Raw genomic sequence first — 25,954 nt, forward strand, 5'->3', positions numbered from 1 at the left:
ACGCCATGTCTGAAAGAATAAAAACATTCAAAGAATTTTATCAATTCTACCTTACAGAACACAGTAGAACGGGAACCAGAATCTTTCATTTTATAGGAACATTACTCGTGTTTCTCGTGATCGGATATGTAATCAGTTCAGGAAAAGAACGATTCTTATGGTACATTCCTATTTTTGGTTATGGTTTTGCCTGGTTAAGCCACGCTTTGATTGAAAAGAATAAACCTGCAACTTTTAAATATCCGCTTTGGTCACTAATCTCAGACTTTAGATTATTTTTTGAATTATTGATTGGAAAGCAAAGCTTTATTGGAGTCAGTAAGCCAAAGCAGCCTTGGGAATAGCTTTTTTTTAATCATAAATTAAATGTTAAATATAAATTACTAATGTTTAGATCTTTTCAAGATGACAAAGTGATTGAAAATTATTTCGTAAAATATTAACATCCAATTTGTCTCTTCTCACAAATCTAAACTTAACATAAATAATTTTAATCTAAAAAAGATTCGGCATAGAAATTGTCGCCTACGAGTTAAAATCAGACTTATGAAAAGTATTACAGCAATTTTAAAAGGAACAATTTCAGCGGCAGCTCTATTTGCGATTACGCAATGTACAACAGCAACGAATGCTTCCGGCGGAGACGAAAAAACGTTTATCGTTGGTCCACAAACCGCAGACTGTACAGGTGTTGCTCCTATGAAATGTCTTCAGGTGAAAGAAACCCAATCAGGAGCTTGGACTAATTTTTATAGTAATATTGAGGGATTCACGTACGAACCTGGATATGAATATGTTTTAAAAGTAAAAACAGAAAAAATCGAAAATCCACCGATGGATGGTTCTTCAATCAAGTATACCTTAGTGAAAGAAGTTTCTAAAACTAAGAAATAAAAAAAATCCCTTTCAATATGCTTTGAAAGGGATTTTTTTTTCATCAAACTATCTTAATGCTCATGATTTCTCGGAGGTTCGGGTAATTGCGCTTTATTAACTTCATCCATTTTCTGCGTTGCAGCCATAGAAACAACCAATTCATTCAGCATAGAGCTTGCTGCTTGTGGCGAATTGGGCAATAACACCAAATTACTTCTGTTATTTGCTCCGATGGAATGTAAAGTATCATAATGCTGTGTCACCACAATTAATGCCGAAGCTTCTTGTGCATTGATTCCTGCGGCATTCAGCATTTTTACAGACTCTTCAAGACCTTTTGCAATCTCTCTTCTTTGATCTGCAATCCCCTGTCCCTGAAGTTTTTTAGATTCTGCTTCTGCCTTTGCAACGGCAACAATTCGTATTCTTTGCGCTTCAGATTCGTATTCTGCGGCAGTTTTTTCACGTTCTGCAGCGTTGATTCTGTTCATGGCATGTTTTACCTGCTCATCCGGATCAATATCGGTTACCAAAGCTTTAATAATATCATAGCCATAACTTTGCATTGCTTCCTGCAATTCGCTTTTTACAGCAACCGCAATATCATCTTTTCTTACGAAAACATCGTCTAATTTCGTTTTTGGAACTTCTGCGCGTACAACATCAAAAACGTAAGATGTAATCTGATTTTCAGGATTTTCTAAACGATAATACGCATCTTTTACATTTTCTCTGATCACCTGATATTGCACTGAAACTTTCATTTTAATGAAAACGTTATCCAAAGTTTTGGTGTCAATAATAACATCCAGCTGTTGAATTCTCAGATTCAAACGCTTAGAAATCTGATCCAAAAACGGAATTTTCAAATGCAGACCAGCATGACTGACTTTTAAGAATTTACCTAATCTTTCTACAACTGCCGCAGACTCCTGCTTTACAGTAAAAAAAGAGGCGAACAATGTGATCAGTCCGAAAAAGACCAAAATACCTAAATATATCATAGTTTTATTTTTTAAATGTGTCGTAATTATTTACGATTTGTTAAATGGAACTTATCTTTCAAAGCCCATATTTTCAAAAGTAGGTAAAATAATCATATTTTAATACATTGAAAACCAAAACACTTCTTATTTGATTTAAAACTTAAGTTAGTTTTCAACCTCTTGGAAAAATATTTTAATAAAAACCTTAATTTTGAATATTAATTATCATTATGGTTAATGCTAAAGAAATATTAAAGGAACACATTTCAAAATTCACTTCTCTTACGGAAAAACAGTTTGATTATGTTTTTTCACATTTTAATATAATCAAATTAAAAAAAGGACAAATGCTGATCACGGAAGGAGACTTCGTAGATCAAGAGTATTTCGTTCTGGACGGTTGCCTGAAAGCATTCTACCTTAATGACGGTATGAAAATGTTTATTCTGCAGTTTGCCATGCCGAATTGGTGGGTAACCGACTTTGACGCACTTTACAGCAAAAGCAGAGCAACCATAAACGTTGACTGCATTGCTAACGCTAGTATTTTATCAATCTCCAATGAAGACAGAGAAAAAATCTGCAAAGAAATTCACGAAGTTGAACATTTTTTCAGGTGGCGAACGAATAAAGGTTATGTTGCAACCCAAAAACGCCTTCTTTCTTTCATGAATAATGATGCAAAATTCAGATATGAAGAGCTTTTAGCGTTGTATCCTCAATTGTACAACTTAGTTCCTAAACATTTGATTGCAGCGTATTTGGGAGTCACTCGAGAGACTTTAAGCAGACTTCATCAGTAGTTCCCAACCTTAACTTAACCCAAATCTTAGCTTTAAAACTCCCAATATTTCGTGATGTAGGTCACGTAACTTTTTCCTTCAATCGGCTGACATTTGTATCATCATTTAAAACAAATCAAAATGGATACAAAAAATTTTAAAGTAAACAGCGAAAACAGTTTAGTTGAATGGATCGGAAGAAAAGTAACCGGAGCCCACAACGGAACAATCGAAGTAAAAGAAGGGAATTTCAATTTTGAAAACAACATCCTTTCTTCAGGAAAATTTGTCATCAACACAAGATCAGTCAAAATTCTTGATATCGATGATTCTGAAACAAACGCACAATTTGCAAGTCATTTGGCTTCTGACGATTTCTTTAATTCAGAGCAGTTTCCTGATGCTGTTTTCGAGATCAAACACACAGAACCGGGTGAAAACAATTTTTACCACGTAACCGGAGACCTTACCATCAAAGGAATTACACATTCATTGGAAACGACTTTACAGATCGTGAAGACAGACAACGTTGCAATTTTAGATGGTAAAATTGTCATCGACAGAACAAAATTCAACATCAAATTCAGATCATCAAATCTCTTCAGCAATCTTGGAGATACTTTGATCTACAACAATTTCGATTTGAATGTTCACTTAGCTGCAGACGCACAGTAATTTATTAACAACAAACTTGTTTCAATTCTTATTTCAACCACAAATCGAAGATTCGACGGAGTCAAAAGTCACAAAAGATTAACACATAAGTTATCTTAAGTTCATTAACAAGCAGCAAAAAAGAACACATAAGTTTAAAAAATCTTTGATTTTTTCTTTTGCAAAACTTTGTTTTATAATAATTAAATAAAGGTTAAATATCCAAATAGCTTTTGTCTCTTTTGCGGTTAAAATAATAGTTCAAATAAACTTAACAATTAAAATTTAACATCATGCCATTCATAAAAGTAGATGTTTTGCGCGAAGATCTTAATCGCGAAAAAAAACAACAATTAATCAGAGAACTCAATAAAGCTGTAACAACAGTTTTAAATAAAGATCCACACTTGACACACATCGTGATCAATGAAATTGAAGACGACAACTGGGGATATGCCGGAGAACAGGTTACCGTCCTGAAAGAACAAGGATTTTCAACTGAAAAACAATAAATCAGACATGAAAAAACAAACAGTAATCGTCACAGGCGCATCATCAGGAATAGGTTTGGAAATCGCCCGTTATTTTCTGGACAGAGGTGATAATGTAGTAATTAATTCACAAACAGAATCAAAATTACAACAGGTTTACAACGAGTTGGGAGCAGGCGAAAACCTTGCGATGGTCGCGGGAAGTGTTGCAGATAAAGCCGTTGGAGAAAAACTGGCAAAAACGGCGATTGAAAGATTTGGTTCAATTGATGTATTGGTCAACAATGCAGGAATTTACGAAAACAAACCGTTTTTAGAAGTTACGGAAGACTATTTAGACAGATTTTTAAATACCAATTTAAAAGGAACATTCTTCACAACACAATCTGTAATTCCTCAAATGCAGAAACAAAAAGACGGAGTTATTATCAATATCGGTACACCATTGGTTTACCATGCGATCGCACAATCTCCGTCAACGGCACCGATTTCGAGCAAAGGAGCAATTCACGCTTTGACATTGCAACTGGCAGCAGAATTCGGAAAAGATAATATCAGAGTAAATGTCGTTGCACCAGGACTCATCAGAACGCCGATGCATGATGAAAGTATTGATAACAATGCGGGAATTCACCTGATCAACCGCATCGGAGAACCGGAAGAGGTCGCTCAAATGGTTCACGCTATTGCTAAAAACACATTTATTTCAGGCGCCATCATTAATGTAGACGGAGGAATGGGCGCCGGTCATCAATTGTAAAAATGAAAGTTCTACTATTATTTGCATGGCTGTTTATCTTTCCGGTAAGCAAGCTTTGCTCAAAAAATCAAAGTCATGAAAACAGACACAGTACAAGAAACAGAAATAAGAAATGCCATCGAGCAATATTATTTTAAAGGAATTTATGAAGGAAATACCGATCTTCTGAAACAGGTTTTTCATAAAGATGCCCTGCTTTTCGGAGATATAAAAGGAGTTCCTTACTACAAAACCGCTACACAATATATTGAAGGTGTCGGAAGCAGAATAAGTTCCCAAAAATCAGGAAAAGATTTTAAGCCTACAATCATCTCTATCGACGTGATAAACACGATTGCCACAGCAAAATTAAATGTAAAAATGTATGATTATAATTACTATAATTTTATAACTTTCAATAAAACTGATGGTAAATGGCTCATTGTCAATAAAACATTAACTGATGTAAAACTTTAATTTTAAATTTTAAACCAAAATCATCAAAATCATGTGGAATAAAAACAGAATAACAGATTTATTGGGAATTGAATATCCCATTTTTCAGGGACCTTTTGGTGGCGGATTATCAACGGTTGAATTGACTTCTACAGTCAGTAATCTCGGTGGATTGGGCGGTTTCGGAGCTTATACATTGTCTCCCGACGAAATTTATGAAATTGATAAACAGATAAAATTAAAGACAGACAAACCTTACAATCTCAATCTTTGGGTAAACGATCATGACATCATTGATCAGGAACACACAGAGAATCAATATAAAAAGACGGTTGAAATCTTCAAACCTTATTACGACAGTTTAAATATTGAAGTTCCTACACTTCCACCCTCTTTTGAGTCGAGATTTCAGAATCAGTTGCAGGTTGTTTTTGATATTAAACCTAAAGTTTTCAGCTTCATGTTCGGACTTTTGGATCCTTATATTATTGAAAGATTGAAAAATCAGGGAACAGTCGTTGCCGGAAATGCCACAACTTTAGACGAAGCTATCACATTGGAAAATATCGGTGTAGATGTGATTGTCGCATCAGGTTTTGAAAGTGGCGGTCACAGGCCTTCATTTTTGGATAAAGCCGAGCTTTCAACGACGGGAACTTTTGCATTAATTCAATTGGTTAAAGATAAAGTGAAAACTCCAATTGTAGCAGCAGGTGGAATTGCCAACGGTCGCGGAATCGCAGCAGCAATGACTTTGGGAGCAGAAGCCGCACAAATCGGAACTGCATTTTTAGCCACAGAAGAATCTGGAGCATTGCCGATTCACAAAGAATTTCTGTTTTCAGAAGCCGCAAGATCTACTACCCTTTCCAGAGCGTACACCGGAAGATTAGGACGCGGAATTACCACAGAAATCACAAGAAAACTCTTAACAGCAACAGAGCAAACCTTGCCGTTTCCTTTGCAGACAACCTTCATTTCATCCATGAGAAAAGCAGCTTTGGAACAAAAGAAACACGAATTGGTTTTCTTCTGGTCCGGACAAATCGCTCCAATTTTAAAACATAAAAAAGCATCAACATTAATGAAATCATTAATTGAAGATGCTTCTGAAATATTGAATACATAGAATTGATTACATGGTCATTCCAATATCAATTCCTTTGATTTTTCTGTAAAGATCAGTTGCGTAATTGTCTGTCATTCCCGAAACAAAATCGATCACACCAAGAACTTTTTGGTAATCAGTTCCGTTTTCATAGATAAATTGTTTTGGGATTAATTTTAACGCTTTTATATCATACGACTTAATTTTTTCTTCAGATTTTAAAATTGAAGGAATAAAATGATCAAGCAGTTCATACATTACGTTATAGCCTGCATTTTCAATTTCAACAACCGCTTTATGGTTATAAATTTTTTCAACGGAAAAGCTTGCAATATCCTGTAATGCTTTATTTTCACCTTTATACATATCGAGCAGAGCTTTATCAAGATTTCCTTCAAGAATTTTATCAAAGTTCTGTTTATACATTGAAATCGATTTATTAATTAAAGCATTAATAACTTTCGCTCGTAAATATGAAATTTTTTCGTTGTCATTTCCAATAGAATCAAGCTTTCTTTTGACTCTGTCAACATCATCTGTTTCGGATTTTACCAGTTCAAAAAACAGGTTTTGACAGTCCGCAGTTGAAACGATACCCAATCTGTGAGCATCTTCCATATCGATAATATTGTAGCAGATATCATCTGCAGCTTCCACCAACCAAACAAACGGGTGTCGCTTGAAAATATGCGGTTCTTCGCTTTCTGAAATTAAATTTGTTCCCTTTGCAATCTCAAGAAAAATATCCTTTTCATTTTGAAAAAAACCGAATTTCTTTCTGTGAATAATTTTCTTATCTCTCGCGATCGCTTCACACGGATATTTCGCAATACTCGCCAACGTGGCAAACGTTAATTGAGTTCCTCCAGCATCTTTTCCTTGCTGTTGTTGAGCCAAAACCCTTATTGCATTGGCATTTCCTTCAAAATTAACCAGATCAGCCCATTCTTTTTCATTGAATTTAGGTTTAAGATCATTTTCATTTCTGTCAAAATAGCTGGCAATGGCATCTTCTCCCGAATGTCCGAAAGCAGGATTTCCAACATCATGACAAAGACAGGCTGCCGCGATTACATTTCCTAAATTATGAAGGTAAAAACTTTTAGAATCATCCGTCAAGTCACTTTGATAATTATCGTGAATAAATTCTCCAATAACACTTCCCAAACTTCGTCCCACAGACGAAACTTCCAAAGAATGCGTCAGACGGTTGTGCACAAAAACACTTCCCGGAAGCGGAAAAACCTGGGTTTTATTTTGCAATCTTCTGAACGCAGAAGAGAAGATAATTCTGTCAAAATCTCTCTGAAAATCTGTTCGTGAAGCTTTGGTATGTGGATTATTTCCTGTGCGCTGATTCGTAAAAATCTGATTCAAGTTCATCATTTTTCAAAATTACTTCAAATTTTAATTTTAATGAACTAATAAGATGATTTTTTCTGAAAAACCTTATTTCCGAAACCAATAATTTTCCGTGAAAACCCGTGAAGATCTTTCTCTTTTTCAAGCTAACTTAGTGATTGCTAATAACCAACTTAAAAAACTCGTCATGTCTGAATTATTACAACAAATAATAAGCAATTCTATTGTGATTGCTTTGTTTACATCAGCTATTGCCTATTTTTTTCACAAAAGAACAGAAAGGCAAAATGCCGTTCTCAAAAGAGAATTTGAGCAATTATCAAGTAAGGATAATTCCCATTTTGAATGGAGAAAAAATACAGTAGAACTTCTGGGACAAGTGTATATTCATCTAAACCGATTGGGGCTTGGTTTTCAAAATAAATACTCCAAAATCCCGGAATATGATTCTTATTATGAAGATGAAATCATTTTTAAATCTAATCAGCACATCAGAGATCTGTTAATCAACAACGGCCATTTTCTGCCTCCGGAATTATTGGATGAAACCTCAAAACTGATCGAGCATTTTGATGTTTGGCTCACAAAATATAATCAAATAAGATCAATTGATAAAGACACAAAAACAAAGCAGATTTACGTAGGTCCGGATGGTTTTCGTTTTCCTGAAAATGCAGAAAGACTGTTTAAAGAAAAATATGTTGAAATGTTTAATGATTTGCATAAGTGAAAATTTTAAACCAAAAATTCAATTTAAAATTAAAATCATGGCAAACTAATTGCAATTTATGAAAGTATAAATCAGCGTATGCCAGAAGGTCCTACCATCCTATTAATGAAAGAAGATCTGCAAAAATTTGCAGGTAAAAAAGTTATTGATGTATTCGGGGATGCCAACTTCGAAAAGGAACCTCTGAAAGGTGAAACTTTAAGGAGAATTCAAACTTTTGGAAAGCAGACTTATCTTATTTTTAATGAATTTGCCATTAGAATTCACTTATTAATGTTCGGTTCTTATATTGTTGATGAACATCTGCAATCTGAGAAAAATTTACGTTTAGGATTGAAATTCAAAACCGGTGGAATGTACTTTTATACCTGCAACGTAAAATTAGTTGATCTAGAATTTTTATCGAAAATCGATTGGGAAGCCGATGTCATGAGCGATGATTGGGATACTAAAAAAGCTGAAGAAAAATTAGAATCAAATCCTGAAATGATGCTTTGTGATGCTTTGATGGATCAGGATATTTTCTCAGGTGTCGGGAATATTATTAAGAATGAAGTTTTGTTCAGAATTGAAATTCAGCCCGAAAGTTTACTAGGAAATTTACCTCCGAAAAAAGTAAAAGAACTCATTACTGAAGCCAGAAATTACAGTTTTGATTTCTTACAATGGAAAAGCCAGTCTGTCCTGAAAAAACACTGGCAGGTTTACAACAAAAAAACATGCCCAATTTGTGGGCAAAAGCTCATCCAGAAAAATACGGGACTTGGAAAAAGAAGTAGTTTCTATTGTGAGAAAGACCAGAAACTGTATTAAAATCATGTTTTTAAGAAGAAGGAAATATCTTACTTTTAGAGTAACTTAAAAACGATACAATGACCGACAATACTTGGCTCGACAGATGGGACGAAAGATACAGCAATGATGAGTTTGTTTACGGAACCGCTCCCAATAACTATTTAAAAGATCAATTACAAAAACTAAACCTTGGCTCCATCCTTTTTCCGGCTGAAGGTGAAGGAAGAAATGCCGTTTTTGCGGCTCAACTTGGATGGAATGTATCTGCTTTTGATATCAGCTCTGAAGGTAAAAACAAAGCACTACAGCTTGCAGAAACCAACAATGTAAAAATTGATTATCAGGTTGGCGAATTGCAGACACTGGATTTTCAGGAAGAACAATTTGATGCGATTGCTCTTATTTACGCCCATTTTCCGGCTGATATTAAATCGTCAATTCACAGAATGTTAGACAAATATCTTCGTAAAGGCGGTTTTATTATTTTTGAAGCTTTCAGTAAAAGCCATCTTGAATTGGTTTTAAAAAACGAAAAAGTTGGCGGCCCAAAAGATATTGGTTCATTATTTTCTATCGATGAAATTATATCTGATTTCCCAAATTACGATATCATTGAATTAATTGAGACTGAAATTGAGCTTAATGAAGGTATTTTTCATAATGGAACAGGTTCTGTGATTAGGTTTATAGGACAAAAAAAATAATTTTGAAAATTTAGACAAAATCTACTTCTCCTTTTTCAAAAAGTTCAAGACTGGAAGCTGTAGCTAAAATTCGTTTTTTTAACGCTACAACTTTCCAGATCATTTATTAATGACTTAATTACCATTCAAAATTAAAGATCCATCAGAATATTTTGTAAAAAAAGCTGATCAAGAATTTTTCAAAGACTATATTTTTGAATAACCCTTTTGGAAAGCCTATAAAGAAATAATTTTAACTCTTTTAAAGTTATCAAAGATTTTTTGAGATAGTAAAAATTAAGCATACAGCAGAACATCCTAAAAATAAATTTAATGTGTTCCCATTTTCGAGAAAATATTAATAATAATTACTCCAATCACAATCAGGGCAATGCCGATGATGGCAGGAAGATCAGGAATCTGTTTAAAAGCTACAATACCAATGATCGTAATAAATATGATCCCAACACCCGACCAGATTGCATACGTAATCCCAACCGGTATTTGACGAAGCGTCAGGCTTAAAAAATAAAACGCCGCCGAATATCCTATTACCGTAACTATTGAAGGCATCAGTTTTGAAAATTCCTCGGATTTTTTCAGAAAAGTTGTTGCAATAATTTCAAAAACAATTGCCAAAATAAGATAGATGTAACTGCGTCCCATAATTTTTTAAACTTGATCTGCAAAAGTAGCAAAAATTGACAGTTATTTTTTTTCCGGCATAATTGTCAGTGTCACTTTATGCATAGAAACTGACAAAAATTCACATACAAAATTCACACTCTTTAGAATAAATAATAAATTCCCGTAACATAAAAATTCTTTTTAAGCAAAAAATTAACGCCTTTGAAAGTTTAATTCGGATCATATTATGCACACCATTTCTTTTGTTTTGTATTATCAACTCTTAAATACAAGACGTAAAACGTTTATCAGATTGATAAAATTTTACGAATAAGACAATAAATATAGACAAAAATCTTTTATAATATATTAAATTAATGTAAACAAATATGTGACAAAAATTAAGAATAATACACCATAACTCACTGATAAACATCAGTATTATTTATTTTGGCACACAGTTTGAAAGTAGTAATATTGCAATTGAAAAATAAGCAATAAAACCCTAATTAATTATAAATAAAACAAAAAATGGTAACTTACATCGGAATCGCAACATGTTTAGTAGTATTCGCTTCTTATTTCGTAACAGCAAGAAGAGAAGAGAAAAACTAATTAAAGCTTTCTAAAGAGATATAGCCTATAGAAAACTTTTACACATCGGTTATTTATGTTTTTGATCTGTATTTCGGATCGCGCGCTCTTTTACTCAACCCGAGTAAAAGAGCAGACAAAACATAACGCGAAAACCTATTTCAACGGAACAAAATTTTTAATTATATTTTTTTAGTCAAGCTGAGCATAATGTTCAGCTTTTCTTTTTCCCACAACTGAAAGCTTTATCTTTGCAGAGAATTTATAAAAATCATTTGCTATCATGAATCTGTACGACCTTATTATTCAGGACAAAGAAGAAATAACGCTTAATGACGTATTCCTTGATCAATCTAATAAGGAACAGTTCGCCCAGCTCATCAAGGAACATACCTACATCAAAGAACTTCAGGAATACGGACTTCCTGTTAACAATAAAGTTTTACTTCAGGGAAGTTCAGGCTGTGGAAAAACGATGACAGCAAAAGCGATCGCCAATGCGCTGGGTAAAAATATCATGATCTTAAATCTCAGCAATATTGTTTCGTCTCGAATCGGAGAAACTTCTCAGAATATTAAAATGATATTCGACAAAGCTGGTCGCGAAAGATCGGTTCTTTTTCTTGATGAACTAGATCAGATTGGGAAAGCCAGAGGCAGCGACGATAAAGATGTGGGCGAAATGAGAAGGCTTGTGAATACTTTGATTCAGTTAATTGATTATTATCCTGAAAATGCGCTTTTACTTTGCGCCACCAACCATCCCGAAATCATTGATACTGCTATTTTACGACGTTTTCAATTGAAAATTAATTATGAAATGCCTTCTAAGGAATTTTTGGACAGTTTTTATGATAATTTGTTGTCTAAATTTCCAGAGGATTTGAGAAATATTGATAGGAAATATGAGGTTTCTTTTGCGGAGGCGAAGGATTATGCTTTTACGGTGGTGAAAGGGAGATTGATTGAGAAGTTGGAAGAGGAATATAAATAAATATTAATTTATTGAAGGATCAATTTAAGTTAGTCTTTCATTTAAAAAACAGGTTTATAAAATACTTTGTATAATAGAAGAAATCTTTACTCTTAAAATTTTTATTGATTAAAAGATTTTGTTTTTACATTTAAATATTTTCCATGAACATACAAGAACAAATCAAACAATACATCGCCAGCCAGCCCGAACCAAAATGTAGTGAAATGCAAACACTAGATCAAATCATCAAGCAAATAATGCCTGAATGTAAATTATGGTTCTTAGACGGTAAAGACGGTGAAGGTAAAATTGTTTCCAATCCAAATATCGGATACGGACTTCACACAATAAAATATACCAACGGAACAACAAAAGAGTTTTATAAAATTGGTCTCAGCGCAAATACAACGGGAATATCTGTTTATATTTTTGGTATTGAGGATAAGAAATTTTTAGCTGAAACCTATGGAAAAAAGCTAGGAAAAGCAAGTGTGAGCGGATATTGTATTAAGTTTAAAACTTTGAAAGAGATTAATATTGAAGTATTGGAAGAGATTATACAATATGTAAACGAGTTGTAATTTTCTCTAAATCTTAAACACTGAAAAAAAACAAAATTCCTCTCAAAATTGAGAGGAATTTGTATTTATATCTAGAAAAAGTTCTATTACATATAAGCTTCAATCGGCTCACAAGTACAAACCAAGTTTCTGTCTCCGTAAGCTTCATCAACTCTTGAAACAGAAGCAAAGAATTTGTGGTCTCTCACCCACTCCAGCGGATATGCCGCCTTTTCTCTGCTGTACGGTTTATCCCAAGAATCAGAGATAACCAATTGTTCAGTGTGAGGAGCGTTTTTCAATACGTTATTCGTAGCATCAGCTTCTCCGTTGGCAATCTCACCGATTTCATGTTTGATAGCAATTAAAGCCTCTGCAAAACGGTCGATTTCAGACTTGCTTTCAGACTCTGTAGGCTCGATCATTAATGTTCCTGCAACCGGGAAAGAAACTGTTGGAGCATGGAAACCGTAGTCCATCAATCTCTTCGCAACATCAGCAACTTCAATTCCTAATGACTTAAACTGACGGAAATCTACGATACACTCGTGTGCTACTCTACCTTCAGTATTTGAATATAAAATAGGGAAATGTTCCGCTAAAATTTCTTTTAAATAGTTAGCATTTAAAATCGCATGTTCAGTGGCCTTTTTCAAGCCTGAAGTTCCTAACATTTTGATGTATGCGTAAGAAATATTCAAGATCAAACCAGAACCGTAAGGTGCTGCAGAAATCCCTTCAATAGCTTCTTTAGAACCAATTCTAATGTTTGCGTTGGTAGGCAAGAAAGGAACCAAATGTTTAGCCACACAGATCGGACCAACTCCGGGACCTCCACCTCCGTGAGGAATTGCGAAAGTTTTGTGAAGATTTAAGTGACAAACGTCTGCTCCGATGTTTCCAGGACTTGTGAATCCTACTTGAGCGTTCATGTTGGCACCGTCCATATATACTTGTCCGCCATGTTGGTGGATCAAGCTTGTAATTTCTTTAATGTTTGCGTCAAAGAATCCGTAAGTTGACGGATACGTGATCATTACGCAAGACAAGTTCTCAGAATGCTGTTCTGTTTTAGCTTTTAGGTCTTCGAAATCAATTTCTCCGCTTTCAAGATTTTTAACAACAACGATCTTCATTCCTGCCATTGCTGCAGAAGCCGGGTTTGTTCCATGTGCAGACTGAGGAATCAATACTACATTTCTGTGACCTTCGCCTCTTGAAATGTGGTATTCTCTGATCACCATTAATCCTGCATATTCACCCTGAGCTCCAGAGTTTGGCTGAAGAGAAGTTCCTGCGAAACCAGTGATTTCAGCTAAATCTTTCTCCAATTCTCTGATCATTTCCTGATAACCTCCAGCTTGGTCTACCGGTACAAATGGATGAACAGCTCCCCAGTTATCCCAAGAAAGCGGCAACATTTGAGTAGCAGCGTTCAGTTTCATTGTACAAGAACCAAGAGAAATCATTGAATGTGTTAATGATAAATCTTTTCTTTCCAAACGTTTGATGTAACGCATCAATTCCGTTTCCGTATGGTATTTGTTGAATACACTTTCTGTAAGAATTTCGTCTTTTCTTAAATTCTCCTCAGGAATGCTGTATCCTTCTTTTATTTCTAATTTGAAAGTCTGCTTATCTTTAAACTGAGCAAAAGAAGCCATTAAAACATTTAATTTGTCCAATGTAGTACTTTCGTTGATGGCAATACTTACAACACCTTCAGTGAAATAGTTTAAGTTAAGTCTGTGATCCAGCATCATTCTCATTAACCTTCCTTTTTCATCCTCGCTTAAAGTGATTTTTACGGTATCAAAAATAGGTTCTTCTACTGTTTGATATCCTAAAGCTTTAAGACCGTTTTTCAAAGCATTTGCTTTAAAGTGGATCTGATCAGCGATATAGTTTAATCCCTTCGGACCGTGATAAACAGCGTACATTCCGGCCATTACAGCCAAAAGAACCTGAGCAGTACAAATATTTGAAGTTGCTCTTTCTCTCTTGATGTGCTGCTCTCTCGTTTGTAAAGCCATTCTCAATGCACGTTTTCCGTACATATCCTGAGAAACCCCGATAATTCTTCCCGGAATATCTCTTTTATAATCTTCCTTACAAGAGAAAAATGCTGCGTGAGGACCTCCGTACCCTAATGGAATACCAAATCTCTGTGAAGTACCAACCGCACAGTCAGCTCCCATAGAAGCAGGTGATTTTAGTTTAACCAAAGCCATCGGATCACAAGCTACAACAACCTGTAAGTCTAATTTTTTGTATTCAACGATATTTTCTGTATAGTCTAAAACAACACCGTTTTTACCCGGATATTGTAATAAAACACCGTAATAAGATTCGTCAAACTGGTGAGTTTTGTGGTCACCTTTAACGATCTCGATTGCCAATCCTTCAGCTTTAGTTTTTAAAACTGAAACTGTCTGAGGTAAAACAAGGTCGGAAACGAAGAATTTGTTAGCACCTCCTTTCTTCTGATCTTTTGTTCTGTTGTTAAAGAACATGTGCATTGCTTCTGCAGCAGCTGTAGATTCATCTAATAATGAAGCATTTGCCAGTGCAAAACCTGTAAGATCACACACAACAGTCTGATAGTTCAGCAAAGCCTCCAATCTACCCTGTGCGATCTCCGCCTGGTAAGGGGTGTAAGCTGTATACCAGCTCGGATTTTCAAAAATATTTCTTTGAATAGCCGATGGCAACAATGTATTGTGATATCCGAAACCGATGTAACTTGTGTAATCAGTATTCTTCGATGCCAATTCCTTAGAATGGATAAGCATTTCATACTCTGAAAGCGGTTCTGAGATTTCAAGATCTTTTTCTAAACGGATAGAAGAAGGGATGGTTTGAGAAATTAACTCTTCGATACTTGAAACGCCAACTTTTTCCAACATCGCCTGTTTATCGGCTTCATTTAAGGAAATGTGACGGCTCACAAACTGTTCTGTATTCATTTTTTATATTAGATTTTGTTTGTAAAAAGATGGGTAAAATTACAATTTTTTGAGCGATTTTACAACTTAATTAAATCACGAACAAATCAGTAAAAGTTTTCTATCTGTTTCAAAACTAATAGGTTTTTATTATCATATTGTATATAAAAACAGTTAATATTCACTTTAAAGTTAAATTAGTATTAAGTTTTTAATAATTTAAAATATGCTAAAAATGAGTGCGAAATCTTTAAAGTTAGATTTTTATCGGGCAAATACACTTATGGGAATATTTTTTTAGAATTTTCAAGATAGAATATTTAAGTTTTCGGTTGAAGGTATTAATAGTCAGTCAATAACATTTTTTGAAAATTTATTATCTATATTTATTCTAAATTAATATATTTGCAACATGAATATGATTGTCCCGTTTAAAGTTCCGGCTTTAACTCCAGTATTTGCTTTCAAAAATGAAGATATGTTTTGCGAAAAGAAATCTTGTTGCAAGAAATTCAAGAAAGGGAAGAGATGTAAAAAGTGCCCCGGAAGAAAGAAAATGGCTTAGTTTAGCTAAAACTTTTTATTAAAAAATAGATGGCAACTGCCAACGCTACTATCATCCCGATTATTCTTATAATTTTGGGCTGACCATGCGGATTTGTAACTGTTCTCGGTTGTGACCTGAATAGATCTTCCGTTTTGTCTCTGAATTTTTCGGCATCATTTTCAAAAACCTCTGTGATTGTGATGGCCTGAACCACGGTTTTATGCAAAAGTGAATTCGTTACATGAAGTAAAAGCTGAAATTTACCGTCTTTGAATTCGGTTATCTTAAAAATCCTTTCTCCGTAAGGTTTTTCTAACCCAAAAGGAAGAATTTTAACGACATCAGCATTGCTTGTCTGCCAATTAATAATAATCTCCTCTCCTTTTTTCGCATGAATTTTATTCGCTGTAAAAGTCTTAATTGATGGCGGAATATTATATCTAAAACTTTTCTGATGACTTTCTAAATTCTGGTCATACGCATATCTTCTACTTTTATCACTCAACGTTTCATACGCTTCTTGAATTTCACGAAAACGATCCGAAAAAAAATCGTCGTTATCATTTTTATCCGGGTGATATTTTATGGAGAGTTTTCTATACACTTTTTTGATGTCTTCTTCTGAAGCATCCTGTGAAATACCGAGAAAATAGTAGTAATCTTTCATGTATAGCTATGCAAAAATAAGAATTTTATTTTCTTTTTGTCTTCAATTTTGCAGGATTTTTGTCATTGAGAAGTAACAGCAATATTTTTTTTTTAACGCAAAGTCGAAAAGGTTTTTTTTGAAATGATTGAGGATATTTTTCGTTCGCAAAGGCGTTTCACTCAGCGAAGGTTGAAAGGTTACAATATCCATTTAGTTTGTCTTTCAGAGCGGAACGAAGTGGAGTGTGAAATCTATAATTATCTTGTATAAAGTATTTTGTAAAATCTTTGTTGAGATTCCTACGGAATGACAAACTTTGTGGTGATTTCGTAATGTTTGAAAAAGATTGCTTCGCTTTGCTCGTAATGACAAAATGTTGTGGTAATTGTGAAAAGTTGAAAGTAACGACAAATACCCTAGCCCCGATCGTAGTATTTGTTTGAGCTTATTTTTTGGGTTTCGGCGGCGGCTTTGCCGCCGCCGAAACCTAAAAAATAGCGAGTGCGGAGAGCGGGAAATAGCTCCTAAAAAAGATGGAAGTAGGAAGAGGGAAGCTAGAAGTTTTACATGATTGAGAATATTTTTTGAGATTGCTTCGATGCTTCGCTCCTCGTGATTATATGAAAATATTTCGGCGCGGGAAGCTCTGCTTCCCGCGCCGAAATTAAACAATTTCAATTTAGTTACTTTCTATTATTATGCTTGCGCAATGTCTTCTTTTCTTTCAGACCTTCTGTGGCAGCATCTTGAAGCAAATTCTTTTTTGAATTTTCCCTTCAATTCCTGATACTGCTCTTCATCCATTTCTCTGATTTTGTCTGCAAGACCGAATGGAGATCTTTCCTTGATTCCGTATTCGTTAAAAATACCTTTTACAAATCTTTTTCTGGCTGCCATTTTTTTAGCAATTAATGCTACCCCTACAACGGCTAATGCTCCTAGAGCTCCTTTTAATACTGAATTTTTCATTTTTTCAAAATTTTAAATTTTACTACTTCTTGTTTTTTATATAGACGAATAAGTTTCAATTTTACTTTACTACTTCTAAAATTTTTTATTATTCGTTTGTTCTGTTATTTCGGTTAAAGAATCCGCCTGAGCATCTGTCTTTCCAAACTTCTTTGAATTTTTCTCTTTCTTCGGGAGATAAACTCATCATTCTTTCTCGCATCATTTTTTTCTCTTTAAAATCTCTCATTCCTTTCCCAAAATGGAAACCTCCGAAAAGTATTTTACTTAAGATCAAAATTCCCATTGCCTGCCAATAAGTAATCGATTTCACTCCTAAAATATCAGGAAGCAGACAATTCCAAAGAGACATGACGATCCATGTAACTCCCAGTAAGATTAATGGCGGACATAAGAATAAAAAAATCCAGCCTTTTTTGTGTTTATTATGATTCATAACTTTCTTTTTACTAACTATTTAAATCTTCGTATAATTTTCTCAGTCTGTTTCTCAGATGCTTCACGGCATAATTTTTCCGACTGATAATGGTCTTAATATTTTCGCCCTGTTCATCGGCTATTTCCTGGAGAGTTCTGTCGTTTAGTTCATTTTCAACATATACCAATCTTTGTTTTTCGGGAAGTTCATCCAACGCTTCAAAAAGCTTTTTCCAAATTTCATCCTGAAACATTTTCACTTCCGGTCCCGCACTTTCATCCAGCAAAAGGATATCTTTTATAGAAAAAGTTCCGTCTTCATCTTCATACACAAAATCTTCAAGATTTTCCGTTTTCTTTTTACGGTATTTGTCTGTTATTTTATTGGCCGTCACCCTGTACAGCCAACCACCAACATTTACAATCTCAGAAAGATTGGTAATGCTACTGAACTGATACCAAACCTCCTGCAGAATATCTTCCGCATCTTCCGTGTTTTTCACTTTGGGACGAATGTAAGACATCAGCTTTCCTCCGTACTTTGAAACGGTTTGTGAGATGATACTTTCTTTCTCTTTTTGCGGCATTGTTATTTTTTCGACAATCTCCATATTGCTATGACGATTGATATTTTTGTTTTACTTTAATAAATTTAAAATATTTTTTCTGAAATTTTAGTTTTCTTTTGTTGATCGGGGGTTTAATTATAATCATTACATTTTAAATAAATACGGACAACATAAATTTTAACCATAAAAAAACAAAAAACGGAAAGTAAAATACAATCCGTTCATTTATAATGTTCTTAAAATTTCAATGTAAATAAATCCCGAAATACCAAGTCCAGGCGATTAAAATAATCTGCATCGGAAGTCTTTCTTTATAAAAATAACTCATTCCGGGTCCTGAATAATCTCCTTTGAAAAGGTTCACTTTTTTCTGTGATGAATTGATATTCGCCAAGAAAACGAGAATCAGGAAAATTATTAATAAAATTGCGGTTATTTCTCGAATTGACGGAATCATTAATCCAATTCCTGCCGCAATTTCAATAATTCCGGTAAAATAGACCCAAAACATTTTTGCAGGGATAAAATCAGGAATCATCATTGCCATTCCTTTTTGGAATTTAAAATGGGCAAACCCTGTGAAAATAATGAAAACGGCCATTCCCAGATTCCCTGAAAATAAAAAATTCCAATCTCCCTGATAGAGTTTTGTTCCTATCAAAGCCAGAATGAATGTGACGAAAAGGATGGTTAATAATTTCATATTTTATTTTTTGCTTCCCACAGATTAACTATTTTTCAGCAAGATTTTTTACAATTTCCAAACCTTTTATAAAGCCTGTATTCATATGTTCTTCCCAGTTTTTCTCTACCTGAACTTCTGTATGAAGTTTTGTTTTTCCGTCAAAATCTATTAAAATATATTTTTCAAAACAACCGCTCCATTGCTTGATTTCCATGCTTTCGGTATCTTCTACTCCATCTTTGCCGACCATTCCTAAATGTTTAAAAATAATTTGATTAGGCTCATCTAAACTGTCGATTGTTGAAACCATTCCTTCATTATTCATATCCAGAAAATAGGTCTTTCCTCCAACTTTCCAATCGGATTTCATTTGAGATTGAGAACTCGGATTGAAAAACTGCGTCCACTGACCATAAGTTTCCGGACTCCAAAGAACATCCCAAACCTTTTGCTTAGGGGCATTGATTACTGTTTCGTATGATAAAGTTTCCATATTTTTAATTTTTATGATTTTAAATTAAACACTAATGACACGAATTTTTAGTACTAATTACACAAATTAAAGAGTTTAATAATTGTGATATTCGTGAAAATCATTAGTGATATTTGTGTTTAAAACTAAAGCTGGTTTTCCGAAAGATTCTTTACTATTCCCAAGGCTTTTGAAAATTTATCCTCAAAAAATCCTTTAAATTCTACAGGTGTCTGAATTTCACTTTTCAATTTTGTCCCATCTTCATTTTCTTCTAAAAAATACGTTTCTGTTGCTTCTCCCCAATCCTTCGGAACTTCAATTCCATCATAAATTTCTCCAAGATGTAAGAATTTCATTTCTTTATGAGGAATATTTTTTTCAACCTGGCTGTACATTCCATTGTTATTCGGATCAAAAAATTTCACAATACTACCCTCTTCTAAAGTTCCCTGATAAAAAGAACCTTCGGTAAAAGCAGTCGTCCATTGTCTGTACGTTATTTCGCCCCAAAGCACGTCCCAAACTTTTTCGGGTGATGCATTTATTTCAATTTCAAATGATAATTTTTCCATTTTTTTCTTTTAATACAAAGTGCAAATGATTTATTTAAATATAATCAAACAACAAGCCGAAATAAGTTTAAGAATTATAAGCATCTTCTAACTCCTGAATAATAATTTTCTGCATTTTCATCATTGCCTGAACAACTTTTTGAGCTTTAGACTGATCGGGATCGCTCATCAACTGAATTAGTTTTTTAGGAACAATTTGCCAGCTAAAACCATACTTATCTTTAAGCCAACCGCACATACTTTCTCTGCCTCCATCTGAAGTCAACGTATTCCAGTATTTATCTGTTTGCTCCTGATCATCGGTCATTACAACCATTGAAATTCCTTCATTGAAATCGAATTGATGATCATAAGAATTGTCCATACAGAAGAAACTGTAACCATCGATTTCAAAATGAGCATGCTGTATATTTTTTGCAGGTTCAGGACTTGGGTGACCTTCGCTTCCATCTCCATATCTTAAAATATTTCCAATTTTAGAATTTGGGAAAATATTGGTATATAATTCCATCGCTTCCAAAGCTTTTCCATTATTTTCATGGATAAACATTAAAGTCGGAATAATTTTCTGTTCAGCTTGTTTTTCACCTAAAAATATTTGCCAGGTAACGTCATATTTATCTTTAAGCCAGCCGTATTTTTTACTCCATGAATAGGAGTCCAAGGGCATTAAAGCCATTCCGCCATCCATTAACTGATCCCAGTATTTCTGAACCTCAGCTTCCGTTTCACAGATTACCATGAACGAAACCGAAGCATTTTTCTTAAATTGAGGGCCTCCGTTCAAAAGCATTATTTTTTGACCAAAAAGATCAATATTCATCACAACAGGAGTATCTGCTGTAATTTTTCCATCAAATATTTTACAGTAAAATTCTGCTGATTCTTTTGCGTCTCCGTCATACCAAAGGCATGGGAAAATATCGTTGTTCATATAGTTTTAAATTTAGGGTTGAACATCATTGCGAGCGAAGCGAAGCAATCTCTTAGTGATTAAAAACCATTAAGATGCTTGTTCCTTCAAAATGACAAACTGTGAGTTTAGTTTTAATTATCTTTAAAAGAAACATGATTTTCTTTCATATAAATCTTCAGTTTTCCCATCGTATTTTTTCCAAAACCGTGCAATTGCATAATTTCTTTTTCAGAATAGTCCGACAGTTTTTCTAAAGAATTTATTTTCTCTTTTTCCAAAGCCCTTCTTGCGGGCATTGCAATAATACCCTGCAAAAAATCTCCTTCCACAACATGATTAACCATACAAATAGAGCTTAAACATTTCGCCATTATTATTAAGTTTATCATGATGATCAAAAAGTTATTTAATTGTTTTCAACATATTTGTGAAAATTATTCAGGATAGCATACCATCCATCCCTTTGCATTTCCACAGAGTTTTGTTTTTCAGGCTCAAAATTTATCTTAACTTTCGTTGTATTTTCATCAATTTGATCGAAAACGATGTCTACATTTCTTCCATCTTCCAAATGGTATTTTATTCTCTCATTTGGAATTACTTCATCATAAATTCCTTCAAAATCAAATCCAAAACTTCCGTCTTTTGCTTCCATTCTGCTTTTGAATTTTCCGCCAACTTTTAAATCATTTTCAGCACTTGGGCATTGCCAAGATTCGTGTGCAAAGTTCCATTTTGTGATATGTTTCGGACCGTTATAATAATCCCAAACCTTTTGAACAGGCTCTAAAATCGTAATATCAATCTTAATAGGTTCCATAAATTGTATTTTTGATGTATTGAAAGGGCGGCTAAAGTTTAGCAGCCCTTTTGTAATTTAGTTTAAATATAAGATTATTTTGTGTATTCTGCATTATAGTTCACCATCCAATGAACACCGAATCTATCCTGAAAGCTGCCAAAATAGTCTCCCCAAAACTGGTCTTCAATTGGCATTTCTACATTTCCACCTTCAGAAAGTCCTTTAAAAAGTCTGTCTGCTTCATCTTTAGATTCAGGGAAAATTGATACATAATTGTTGTTTCCAACATTCAGTTTTTGTCCGAAACTTGGAACAATATCCGATGCCATCAGCAAATCTCCTCCGATAGGAAGCGCAATGTGCATTACTCTGTTCTTTTCTTCGTCTGATAAATTTTCAGTTCCGGGAGCATTTCCCATTTTGTGGATTTCACCTAGAAATTCTCCACCGAAAACAGATTTGTAAAAAGTGAAAGCTTCTTCTGCTTTTCCATCGAAATTTAAGTACGGATTTAATTTAGCCATGATATTTTATTTTTTAAAGTTTGTTTTTTTGTTGTCATTGCGAGGAGCTTTGCGACGTGGCAATCTCATCTTTTCTTTAACGCAAAGAGCGCAAGTTTTTTCTTGAAATGATTGAGAATATTTTTCGTTCGCAAAGGCGTTTCACTCAGCGAAGATTGAAAGTATAATTCCCAAACCATCCAGTTTGTCATTCTGACGAAGGAAGAATCTCAACTTAATATTCCTAAAAACTTAACTGAATCTTAATGGTTCAAAAATTTCTCCACTTCATTCACCGTCAAATCAATTAATTTCTCATCAACATTCCCTCCAAAATCAGCCATCATATAAGAACCATGAGTTGCAGGAAGAATCATTAATTGAGAATCTTTCACCAAACGCCACATTTCAACGATATGTTCTGGTTTCATTACATCTTTATCGCCGGAAATAAATAAAGTTGGAGATTTTATACCCTTCAAAATATCTTCGCTCCAATCTTCGAAAGTCTGCATTCTTTTGCTGTCTTTGTCGAACATATTTTCGAGCGCTGAAAAGTCTGGATTTAAGTTTAGAAAATTGATTTTCAAAGGCTCGGGCATAGATTCCAAAGTTGCTTCCGTCATTCCTTCAAAGAAGCCATCCATCATTCCACTTTTTTTGTAAAAAGCTGATGCAACGATCAATTTTTCTACAAGTTCAGGATAAAGATGAGTAATCTGCATGACCGTATTTCCACCATTGCTGAAACCCCAAAATGATGCTTTTTCTATATTTAATTCTTTCAAAAGAGCGGCAACATCATGAGCGTCCTGTTCGAAAGTTTCAGGAATATCGCGATGTTCGGTCATTCCGTGGTTTTGAAGATCAATTCCAATTAATTGAAATTTATTTTCTAATCTTGTGATGACTTCTTTATAATCAAATAAAATAGAACCACCACCGCCATGAATCAGCACCACAGGTTTTCCGGAACCGTAGATTTCGTAATACATCTTAATTCCGTTAACTTGCTTATGACCTTTTTCAACCGGATTCATTGTTAATATTTTAAATCTTTATCAAAATCATATTTCATTCCTTCATAACCAAGGATTCTTCGCATTAATCCAATTTGCCCGGAAAGATAATCTTCACGGCCGATGCACATTCCAACGAAATTCAGAACGGTTTCAGGGAAAAAGTCGATGTTCATTCCCATGGGAAATGCTTTGTCTAATTCTTCATCTGTCGCTTCCAATAATTTTTGATAAACAAGTGGAGAAATTTTATGAAAAGCGTCTTTCAATTGCTGTAAAGACGGATAGGTTAAACTCTCATCCAAAGCTTTTCCCTGAAAGAAAAGATCTTTAAATTCAAATTCTTCCTGAAGTCCGAGAACGTATCCCAAAGCATAACGCATGTCCAGAAAATTCCCGACCATCCAGATGATGTGGTTGGTTCTGCCTTCAATTCTTTTTAGGGCATCTTCCTCGGAAATTCCGTCAAGAACCATCAGGAAACTTTGGCTGTGACCTCGAAATGCGGGAATGATGATGTCTAATTTTTTTGATTTTGGTGTGTCCATTTTGTTTGATTTTTTATTTTTTTTCCACGGATTTCACAGATTTTCACAGATGATTGTGTTTGTTTGTGAAAATATTTATGAGATTTGAGTTTAAATAATTTTTACCTTTTATTTTATTGCACCCGATTTCCCAAGCATTCTTCTTATATATCCGAGCTGTCCGCTGTGATAAATTTCGTGAAGAGATAATCCCGAAATATCATTAATTATGACAGAATCAAGGCTTTCAAGGCTGTTAAGCTTTGTTTCAAATTTATTCTGTGATGATTTTAAATATGACTTTAATTCATCAAAACTTACAAACTCATCTTTTCTGTTTAAAGGAATTTCACCACGATTGTAGCACGAAAATTTTTCGTTATTCCAAACTGGTTCTTCACCCAAAACATTCAAAAAAGCATTTCTTATATAAATTAAATGTCCTAAAACCCAATTCATACAGTTGGCTTCTCCATTAGGAAAAATCATAGATTCTTCGTTCGAAATATCGTTAATATTCATCGAAATCACTTTGTAATTACTGAATATCAGATACTTTACAATTTCACTATCGTTGCTCATATTTTTGGGGTTGGTGTATTTTTATCCGGATTTTCACAGATGAGTCTGCTTAAAAATCTGTTAAATCTGTCAGAACTTTTTATATTAAAGAATTACTCAGTCGGCATTTGAGAAGGATCTGAAAACATGACATTCCAGCCATGCCCGTTGATATCCCAGAAAGAATTATGATACATCCAGCCGTAATCCTGAGGTTCTTCGTGCTGATACGCTCCGTTTTCTACAGCAGTATTTACCAGTTGATCAACTTCTTCACGGCTGTTTAGCCCAATAGCAAGCAAAACCTGAGTTGTATCACCTTTAGGAACCGGTCTTTCGGAAAAAGTCTGGAAATGTTCTTCCGTTAAAAACATGACATAAATATTGTCATTCATTATCACGCAAACTGCTCTTTCATCTGAAATTTGTTCGTTGATCGGGAATCCAAGTTTTGTCCAGAATTCTTTCGTTTTTTGAATATCCTTAACCGGAAGGTTGACGTAAATTTGATTGATTTTCATTTTGTAATTTTTAGTATTAAACTTTTAACCAAAATTATCAAATCATTGCGAATATCAACTTGCCATAAGACAAGAATTAAATTTTCTTTGGATGTGAAACAATTTCTTTGCGAATTCTACTTAAAGAAGTATCCGTAACTCCCAGATAGGAAGCAATTTGCTTCAAAGGCGCAAATTGTACCACCTGAGGTTTCTGCTCTAAAAGATTAAGGTACCGCTTTGTTGCGGAAAGAGTAAACATTTCCACAGAACGCTGTTTGTAAATGAAAAGCTGCTGCGACATCCATGCTCTTCCCCATTCTCTGAGGTTGGGGATTTTATGGAATAATTCCTGAAAAGTTTCAAAACTGAATTTCCAGCATTCGCAATCTGTAATACAAACAATATTTTCCTGCGTCGGAATTCTTTGAAAGAGAGAAGAAACTTCAATGATGATCTCATTTTCCGCAAAAAAATGGGTCGTCACATCATTTCCATTAAAATCATTAACAAACGAACGAGCCAGACCTTTCTCCAAAATATAATATTCGTTGGCAGTTTTTCCTTCTTCAAGAATAATATCTCCCTTCTGGAAAACTACTTTTTCATGAGCCAGAAATATTTCTTCAAGCTCCTCGGATAAGAAAAACGGGAAATCATAGCAGATTTCTAAGGCTTTGTTTGTCATCAAATCAATGTTTTTAAGATTTTAAAATTAGAATTTTTATTGGAATTGATGAAAATTAATTGAATATTAATTATATGTTCTTTTACCTTGAAGCAAAAGAACCAAAAGTTCAAGACTGGAAACTTCGACTAAAAATTACAATTTAATCCTAAAATTCCCAAAACTAGCGAGAATTTATCATTTGTTCTTCG

General features: G+C 34.2%; 33 protein-coding genes. 13 read left to right on the forward strand and 20 right to left on the reverse strand.

Annotated elements, in window-relative coordinates:
* Positions 1 to 5 precede the first annotated feature (5 nt).
* Positions 6 to 344, forward strand: coding sequence for an Mpo1-like protein (locus tag BT156_RS13605; protein WP_072410990.1), 339 nt, complete (start codon positions 6 to 8; stop codon positions 342 to 344).
* A 202-nt stretch (positions 345 to 546) separates the two neighbouring features.
* Complete coding sequence (locus BT156_RS13610; protein WP_072410786.1) at positions 547 to 894, forward strand: DUF4377 domain-containing protein; 348 nt, start codon at positions 547 to 549, stop codon at positions 892 to 894.
* A gap of 53 nt (positions 895 to 947) precedes the next feature.
* Here BT156_RS13610 and BT156_RS13615 read toward each other — a convergent pair whose 3' ends face one another.
* Entirely contained in the window at positions 948 to 1,880 is a 933-nt protein-coding gene (locus tag BT156_RS13615) for an SPFH domain-containing protein (RefSeq protein WP_066757502.1), read from the reverse strand.
* A gap of 212 nt (positions 1,881 to 2,092) precedes the next feature.
* On the opposite strand from BT156_RS13615, the gene BT156_RS13620 reads away from it, so the two are divergent.
* From BT156_RS13620 to BT156_RS13645, 6 genes are all read left to right on the forward strand, one after another.
* The gene (locus BT156_RS13620) at positions 2,093 to 2,665 is read left to right on the forward strand and encodes a Crp/Fnr family transcriptional regulator (protein ID WP_072410788.1); all 573 of its coding nucleotides are present in this window, start codon (positions 2,093 to 2,095) and stop codon (positions 2,663 to 2,665) included.
* 120 nt (positions 2,666 to 2,785) lie between these two features.
* The gene (locus tag BT156_RS13625; protein ID WP_083582351.1) at positions 2,786 to 3,319 is read left to right on the forward strand and encodes a YceI family protein; all 534 of its coding nucleotides are present in this window, start codon (positions 2,786 to 2,788) and stop codon (positions 3,317 to 3,319) included.
* Positions 3,320 to 3,591: 272 nt separating this feature from the next.
* The gene (locus BT156_RS13630; protein ID WP_072410790.1) at positions 3,592 to 3,810 is read left to right on the forward strand and encodes a tautomerase family protein; all 219 of its coding nucleotides are present in this window, start codon (positions 3,592 to 3,594) and stop codon (positions 3,808 to 3,810) included.
* Between the two features lie 7 nt (positions 3,811 to 3,817).
* A complete protein-coding gene (locus BT156_RS13635) occupies positions 3,818 to 4,549 on the forward strand; it encodes an SDR family NAD(P)-dependent oxidoreductase (protein WP_072410792.1) in 732 nt (243 codons plus the stop codon).
* Positions 4,550 to 4,624: 75 nt separating this feature from the next.
* Positions 4,625 to 5,005 (forward strand): nuclear transport factor 2 family protein, encoded by a 381-nt coding sequence (locus BT156_RS13640; protein ID WP_072410794.1) that lies wholly within the window; start codon positions 4,625 to 4,627, stop codon positions 5,003 to 5,005.
* A 31-nt stretch (positions 5,006 to 5,036) separates the two neighbouring features.
* Positions 5,037 to 6,113 carry an NAD(P)H-dependent flavin oxidoreductase gene (locus BT156_RS13645; RefSeq protein WP_072410796.1) on the forward strand — a complete coding sequence of 359 codons (1,077 nt, stop codon included), beginning with the start codon at positions 5,037 to 5,039 and terminating at the stop codon, positions 6,111 to 6,113.
* Positions 6,114 to 6,119: 6 nt separating this feature from the next.
* Here the strand turns inward: BT156_RS13645 and BT156_RS13650 are convergent, their stop codons facing one another.
* Positions 6,120 to 7,475 carry a deoxyguanosinetriphosphate triphosphohydrolase gene (locus tag BT156_RS13650; RefSeq protein ID WP_072410798.1) on the reverse strand — a complete coding sequence of 452 codons (1,356 nt, stop codon included), beginning with the start codon at positions 7,473 to 7,475 and terminating at the stop codon, positions 6,120 to 6,122.
* A 166-nt stretch (positions 7,476 to 7,641) separates the two neighbouring features.
* Between BT156_RS13650 and BT156_RS13655 the strand changes: the two genes are divergently transcribed.
* The 3 genes from BT156_RS13655 to BT156_RS13665 all read left to right on the forward strand — a co-directional run bounded on the left by BT156_RS13655 (position 7,642) and on the right by BT156_RS13665 (position 9,683).
* Entirely contained in the window at positions 7,642 to 8,184 is a 543-nt protein-coding gene (locus tag BT156_RS13655) for a hypothetical protein (protein ID WP_139255483.1), read from the forward strand.
* Positions 8,185 to 8,262: 78 nt separating this feature from the next.
* Positions 8,263 to 8,997, forward strand: coding sequence for a DNA-formamidopyrimidine glycosylase family protein (locus BT156_RS13660; protein ID WP_072410802.1), 735 nt, complete (start codon positions 8,263 to 8,265; stop codon positions 8,995 to 8,997).
* A gap of 59 nt (positions 8,998 to 9,056) precedes the next feature.
* A complete protein-coding gene (locus tag BT156_RS13665) occupies positions 9,057 to 9,683 on the forward strand; it encodes a class I SAM-dependent methyltransferase (protein ID WP_072410804.1) in 627 nt (208 codons plus the stop codon).
* 309 nt (positions 9,684 to 9,992) lie between these two features.
* On the opposite strand, the gene BT156_RS13670 is transcribed toward BT156_RS13665, so the two are convergent.
* Positions 9,993 to 10,328 (reverse strand): DMT family transporter, encoded by a 336-nt coding sequence (locus BT156_RS13670; protein WP_072410806.1) that lies wholly within the window; start codon positions 10,326 to 10,328, stop codon positions 9,993 to 9,995.
* Between the two features lie 838 nt (positions 10,329 to 11,166).
* Between BT156_RS13670 and BT156_RS13675 the strand changes: the two genes are divergently transcribed.
* Entirely contained in the window at positions 11,167 to 11,877 is a 711-nt protein-coding gene (locus BT156_RS13675) for an AAA family ATPase (protein ID WP_072410808.1), read from the forward strand.
* A 143-nt stretch (positions 11,878 to 12,020) separates the two neighbouring features.
* Positions 12,021 to 12,440: a DUF1801 domain-containing protein gene (locus tag BT156_RS13680; RefSeq protein WP_072410810.1), complete on the forward strand. Its 420-nt coding sequence runs from the start codon at positions 12,021 to 12,023 to the stop codon at positions 12,438 to 12,440.
* A gap of 86 nt (positions 12,441 to 12,526) precedes the next feature.
* Here BT156_RS13680 and gcvP read toward each other — a convergent pair whose 3' ends face one another.
* The 17 genes from gcvP to BT156_RS13765 all read right to left on the reverse strand — a co-directional run bounded on the left by gcvP (position 12,527) and on the right by BT156_RS13765 (position 25,763).
* Entirely contained in the window at positions 12,527 to 15,385 is a 2,859-nt protein-coding gene (gene gcvP / locus BT156_RS13685) for an aminomethyl-transferring glycine dehydrogenase (protein ID WP_072410812.1), read from the reverse strand.
* A 545-nt stretch (positions 15,386 to 15,930) separates the two neighbouring features.
* Entirely contained in the window at positions 15,931 to 16,578 is a 648-nt protein-coding gene (locus tag BT156_RS13690) for a DnaJ domain-containing protein (RefSeq protein WP_072410813.1), read from the reverse strand.
* Between the two features lie 678 nt (positions 16,579 to 17,256).
* The gene (locus BT156_RS13695; protein ID WP_072410815.1) at positions 17,257 to 17,529 is read right to left on the reverse strand and encodes a hypothetical protein; all 273 of its coding nucleotides are present in this window, start codon (positions 17,527 to 17,529) and stop codon (positions 17,257 to 17,259) included.
* Between the two features lie 88 nt (positions 17,530 to 17,617).
* Positions 17,618 to 17,965 carry a hypothetical protein gene (locus BT156_RS13700; RefSeq protein ID WP_066757441.1) on the reverse strand — a complete coding sequence of 116 codons (348 nt, stop codon included), beginning with the start codon at positions 17,963 to 17,965 and terminating at the stop codon, positions 17,618 to 17,620.
* A 13-nt stretch (positions 17,966 to 17,978) separates the two neighbouring features.
* Positions 17,979 to 18,533: an RNA polymerase sigma factor gene (locus tag BT156_RS13705; RefSeq protein WP_228430131.1), complete on the reverse strand. Its 555-nt coding sequence runs from the start codon at positions 18,531 to 18,533 to the stop codon at positions 17,979 to 17,981.
* Between the two features lie 226 nt (positions 18,534 to 18,759).
* Positions 18,760 to 19,218 carry a DoxX family protein gene (locus BT156_RS13710; RefSeq protein WP_072410819.1) on the reverse strand — a complete coding sequence of 153 codons (459 nt, stop codon included), beginning with the start codon at positions 19,216 to 19,218 and terminating at the stop codon, positions 18,760 to 18,762.
* Between the two features lie 28 nt (positions 19,219 to 19,246).
* On the reverse strand, positions 19,247 to 19,693 hold the full coding sequence (locus BT156_RS13715; RefSeq protein WP_072410821.1) for an SRPBCC family protein: 447 nt from the start codon (positions 19,691 to 19,693) through the stop codon (positions 19,247 to 19,249).
* 125 nt (positions 19,694 to 19,818) lie between these two features.
* Positions 19,819 to 20,247 carry an SRPBCC family protein gene (locus BT156_RS13720; RefSeq protein ID WP_072410823.1) on the reverse strand — a complete coding sequence of 143 codons (429 nt, stop codon included), beginning with the start codon at positions 20,245 to 20,247 and terminating at the stop codon, positions 19,819 to 19,821.
* A gap of 67 nt (positions 20,248 to 20,314) precedes the next feature.
* A complete protein-coding gene (locus tag BT156_RS13725; RefSeq protein WP_072410825.1) occupies positions 20,315 to 21,181 on the reverse strand; it encodes a VOC family protein in 867 nt (288 codons plus the stop codon).
* A 113-nt stretch (positions 21,182 to 21,294) separates the two neighbouring features.
* Positions 21,295 to 21,534: a helix-hairpin-helix domain-containing protein gene (locus BT156_RS13730; protein WP_228430134.1), complete on the reverse strand. Its 240-nt coding sequence runs from the start codon at positions 21,532 to 21,534 to the stop codon at positions 21,295 to 21,297.
* A gap of 35 nt (positions 21,535 to 21,569) precedes the next feature.
* Positions 21,570 to 21,983 carry an SRPBCC family protein gene (locus BT156_RS13735; protein WP_072410829.1) on the reverse strand — a complete coding sequence of 138 codons (414 nt, stop codon included), beginning with the start codon at positions 21,981 to 21,983 and terminating at the stop codon, positions 21,570 to 21,572.
* A gap of 74 nt (positions 21,984 to 22,057) precedes the next feature.
* Positions 22,058 to 22,489, reverse strand: coding sequence for a VOC family protein (locus BT156_RS13740; RefSeq protein WP_072410831.1), 432 nt, complete (start codon positions 22,487 to 22,489; stop codon positions 22,058 to 22,060).
* 242 nt (positions 22,490 to 22,731) lie between these two features.
* Positions 22,732 to 23,508 (reverse strand): alpha/beta fold hydrolase, encoded by a 777-nt coding sequence (locus tag BT156_RS13745; RefSeq protein WP_072410833.1) that lies wholly within the window; start codon positions 23,506 to 23,508, stop codon positions 22,732 to 22,734.
* A gap of 2 nt (positions 23,509 to 23,510) precedes the next feature.
* Complete coding sequence (locus BT156_RS13750; protein ID WP_072410835.1) at positions 23,511 to 24,035, reverse strand: DinB family protein; 525 nt, start codon at positions 24,033 to 24,035, stop codon at positions 23,511 to 23,513.
* Positions 24,036 to 24,143: 108 nt separating this feature from the next.
* Positions 24,144 to 24,596, reverse strand: a complete 453-nt coding sequence (locus tag BT156_RS13755) for a hypothetical protein (RefSeq protein WP_072410837.1) — start codon at positions 24,594 to 24,596, stop codon at positions 24,144 to 24,146.
* A gap of 92 nt (positions 24,597 to 24,688) precedes the next feature.
* Positions 24,689 to 25,096 carry a VOC family protein gene (locus tag BT156_RS13760; RefSeq protein WP_072410839.1) on the reverse strand — a complete coding sequence of 136 codons (408 nt, stop codon included), beginning with the start codon at positions 25,094 to 25,096 and terminating at the stop codon, positions 24,689 to 24,691.
* Positions 25,097 to 25,172: 76 nt separating this feature from the next.
* A complete protein-coding gene (locus tag BT156_RS13765; RefSeq protein WP_072410841.1) occupies positions 25,173 to 25,763 on the reverse strand; it encodes a Crp/Fnr family transcriptional regulator in 591 nt (196 codons plus the stop codon).
* Positions 25,764 to 25,954 lie beyond the last annotated feature (191 nt).

The sequence above is a fragment of the Chryseobacterium limigenitum genome, assembly GCF_900114875.1.
In the GTDB taxonomy this organism is placed as follows: domain Bacteria; phylum Bacteroidota; class Bacteroidia; order Flavobacteriales; family Weeksellaceae; genus Chryseobacterium; species Chryseobacterium limigenitum.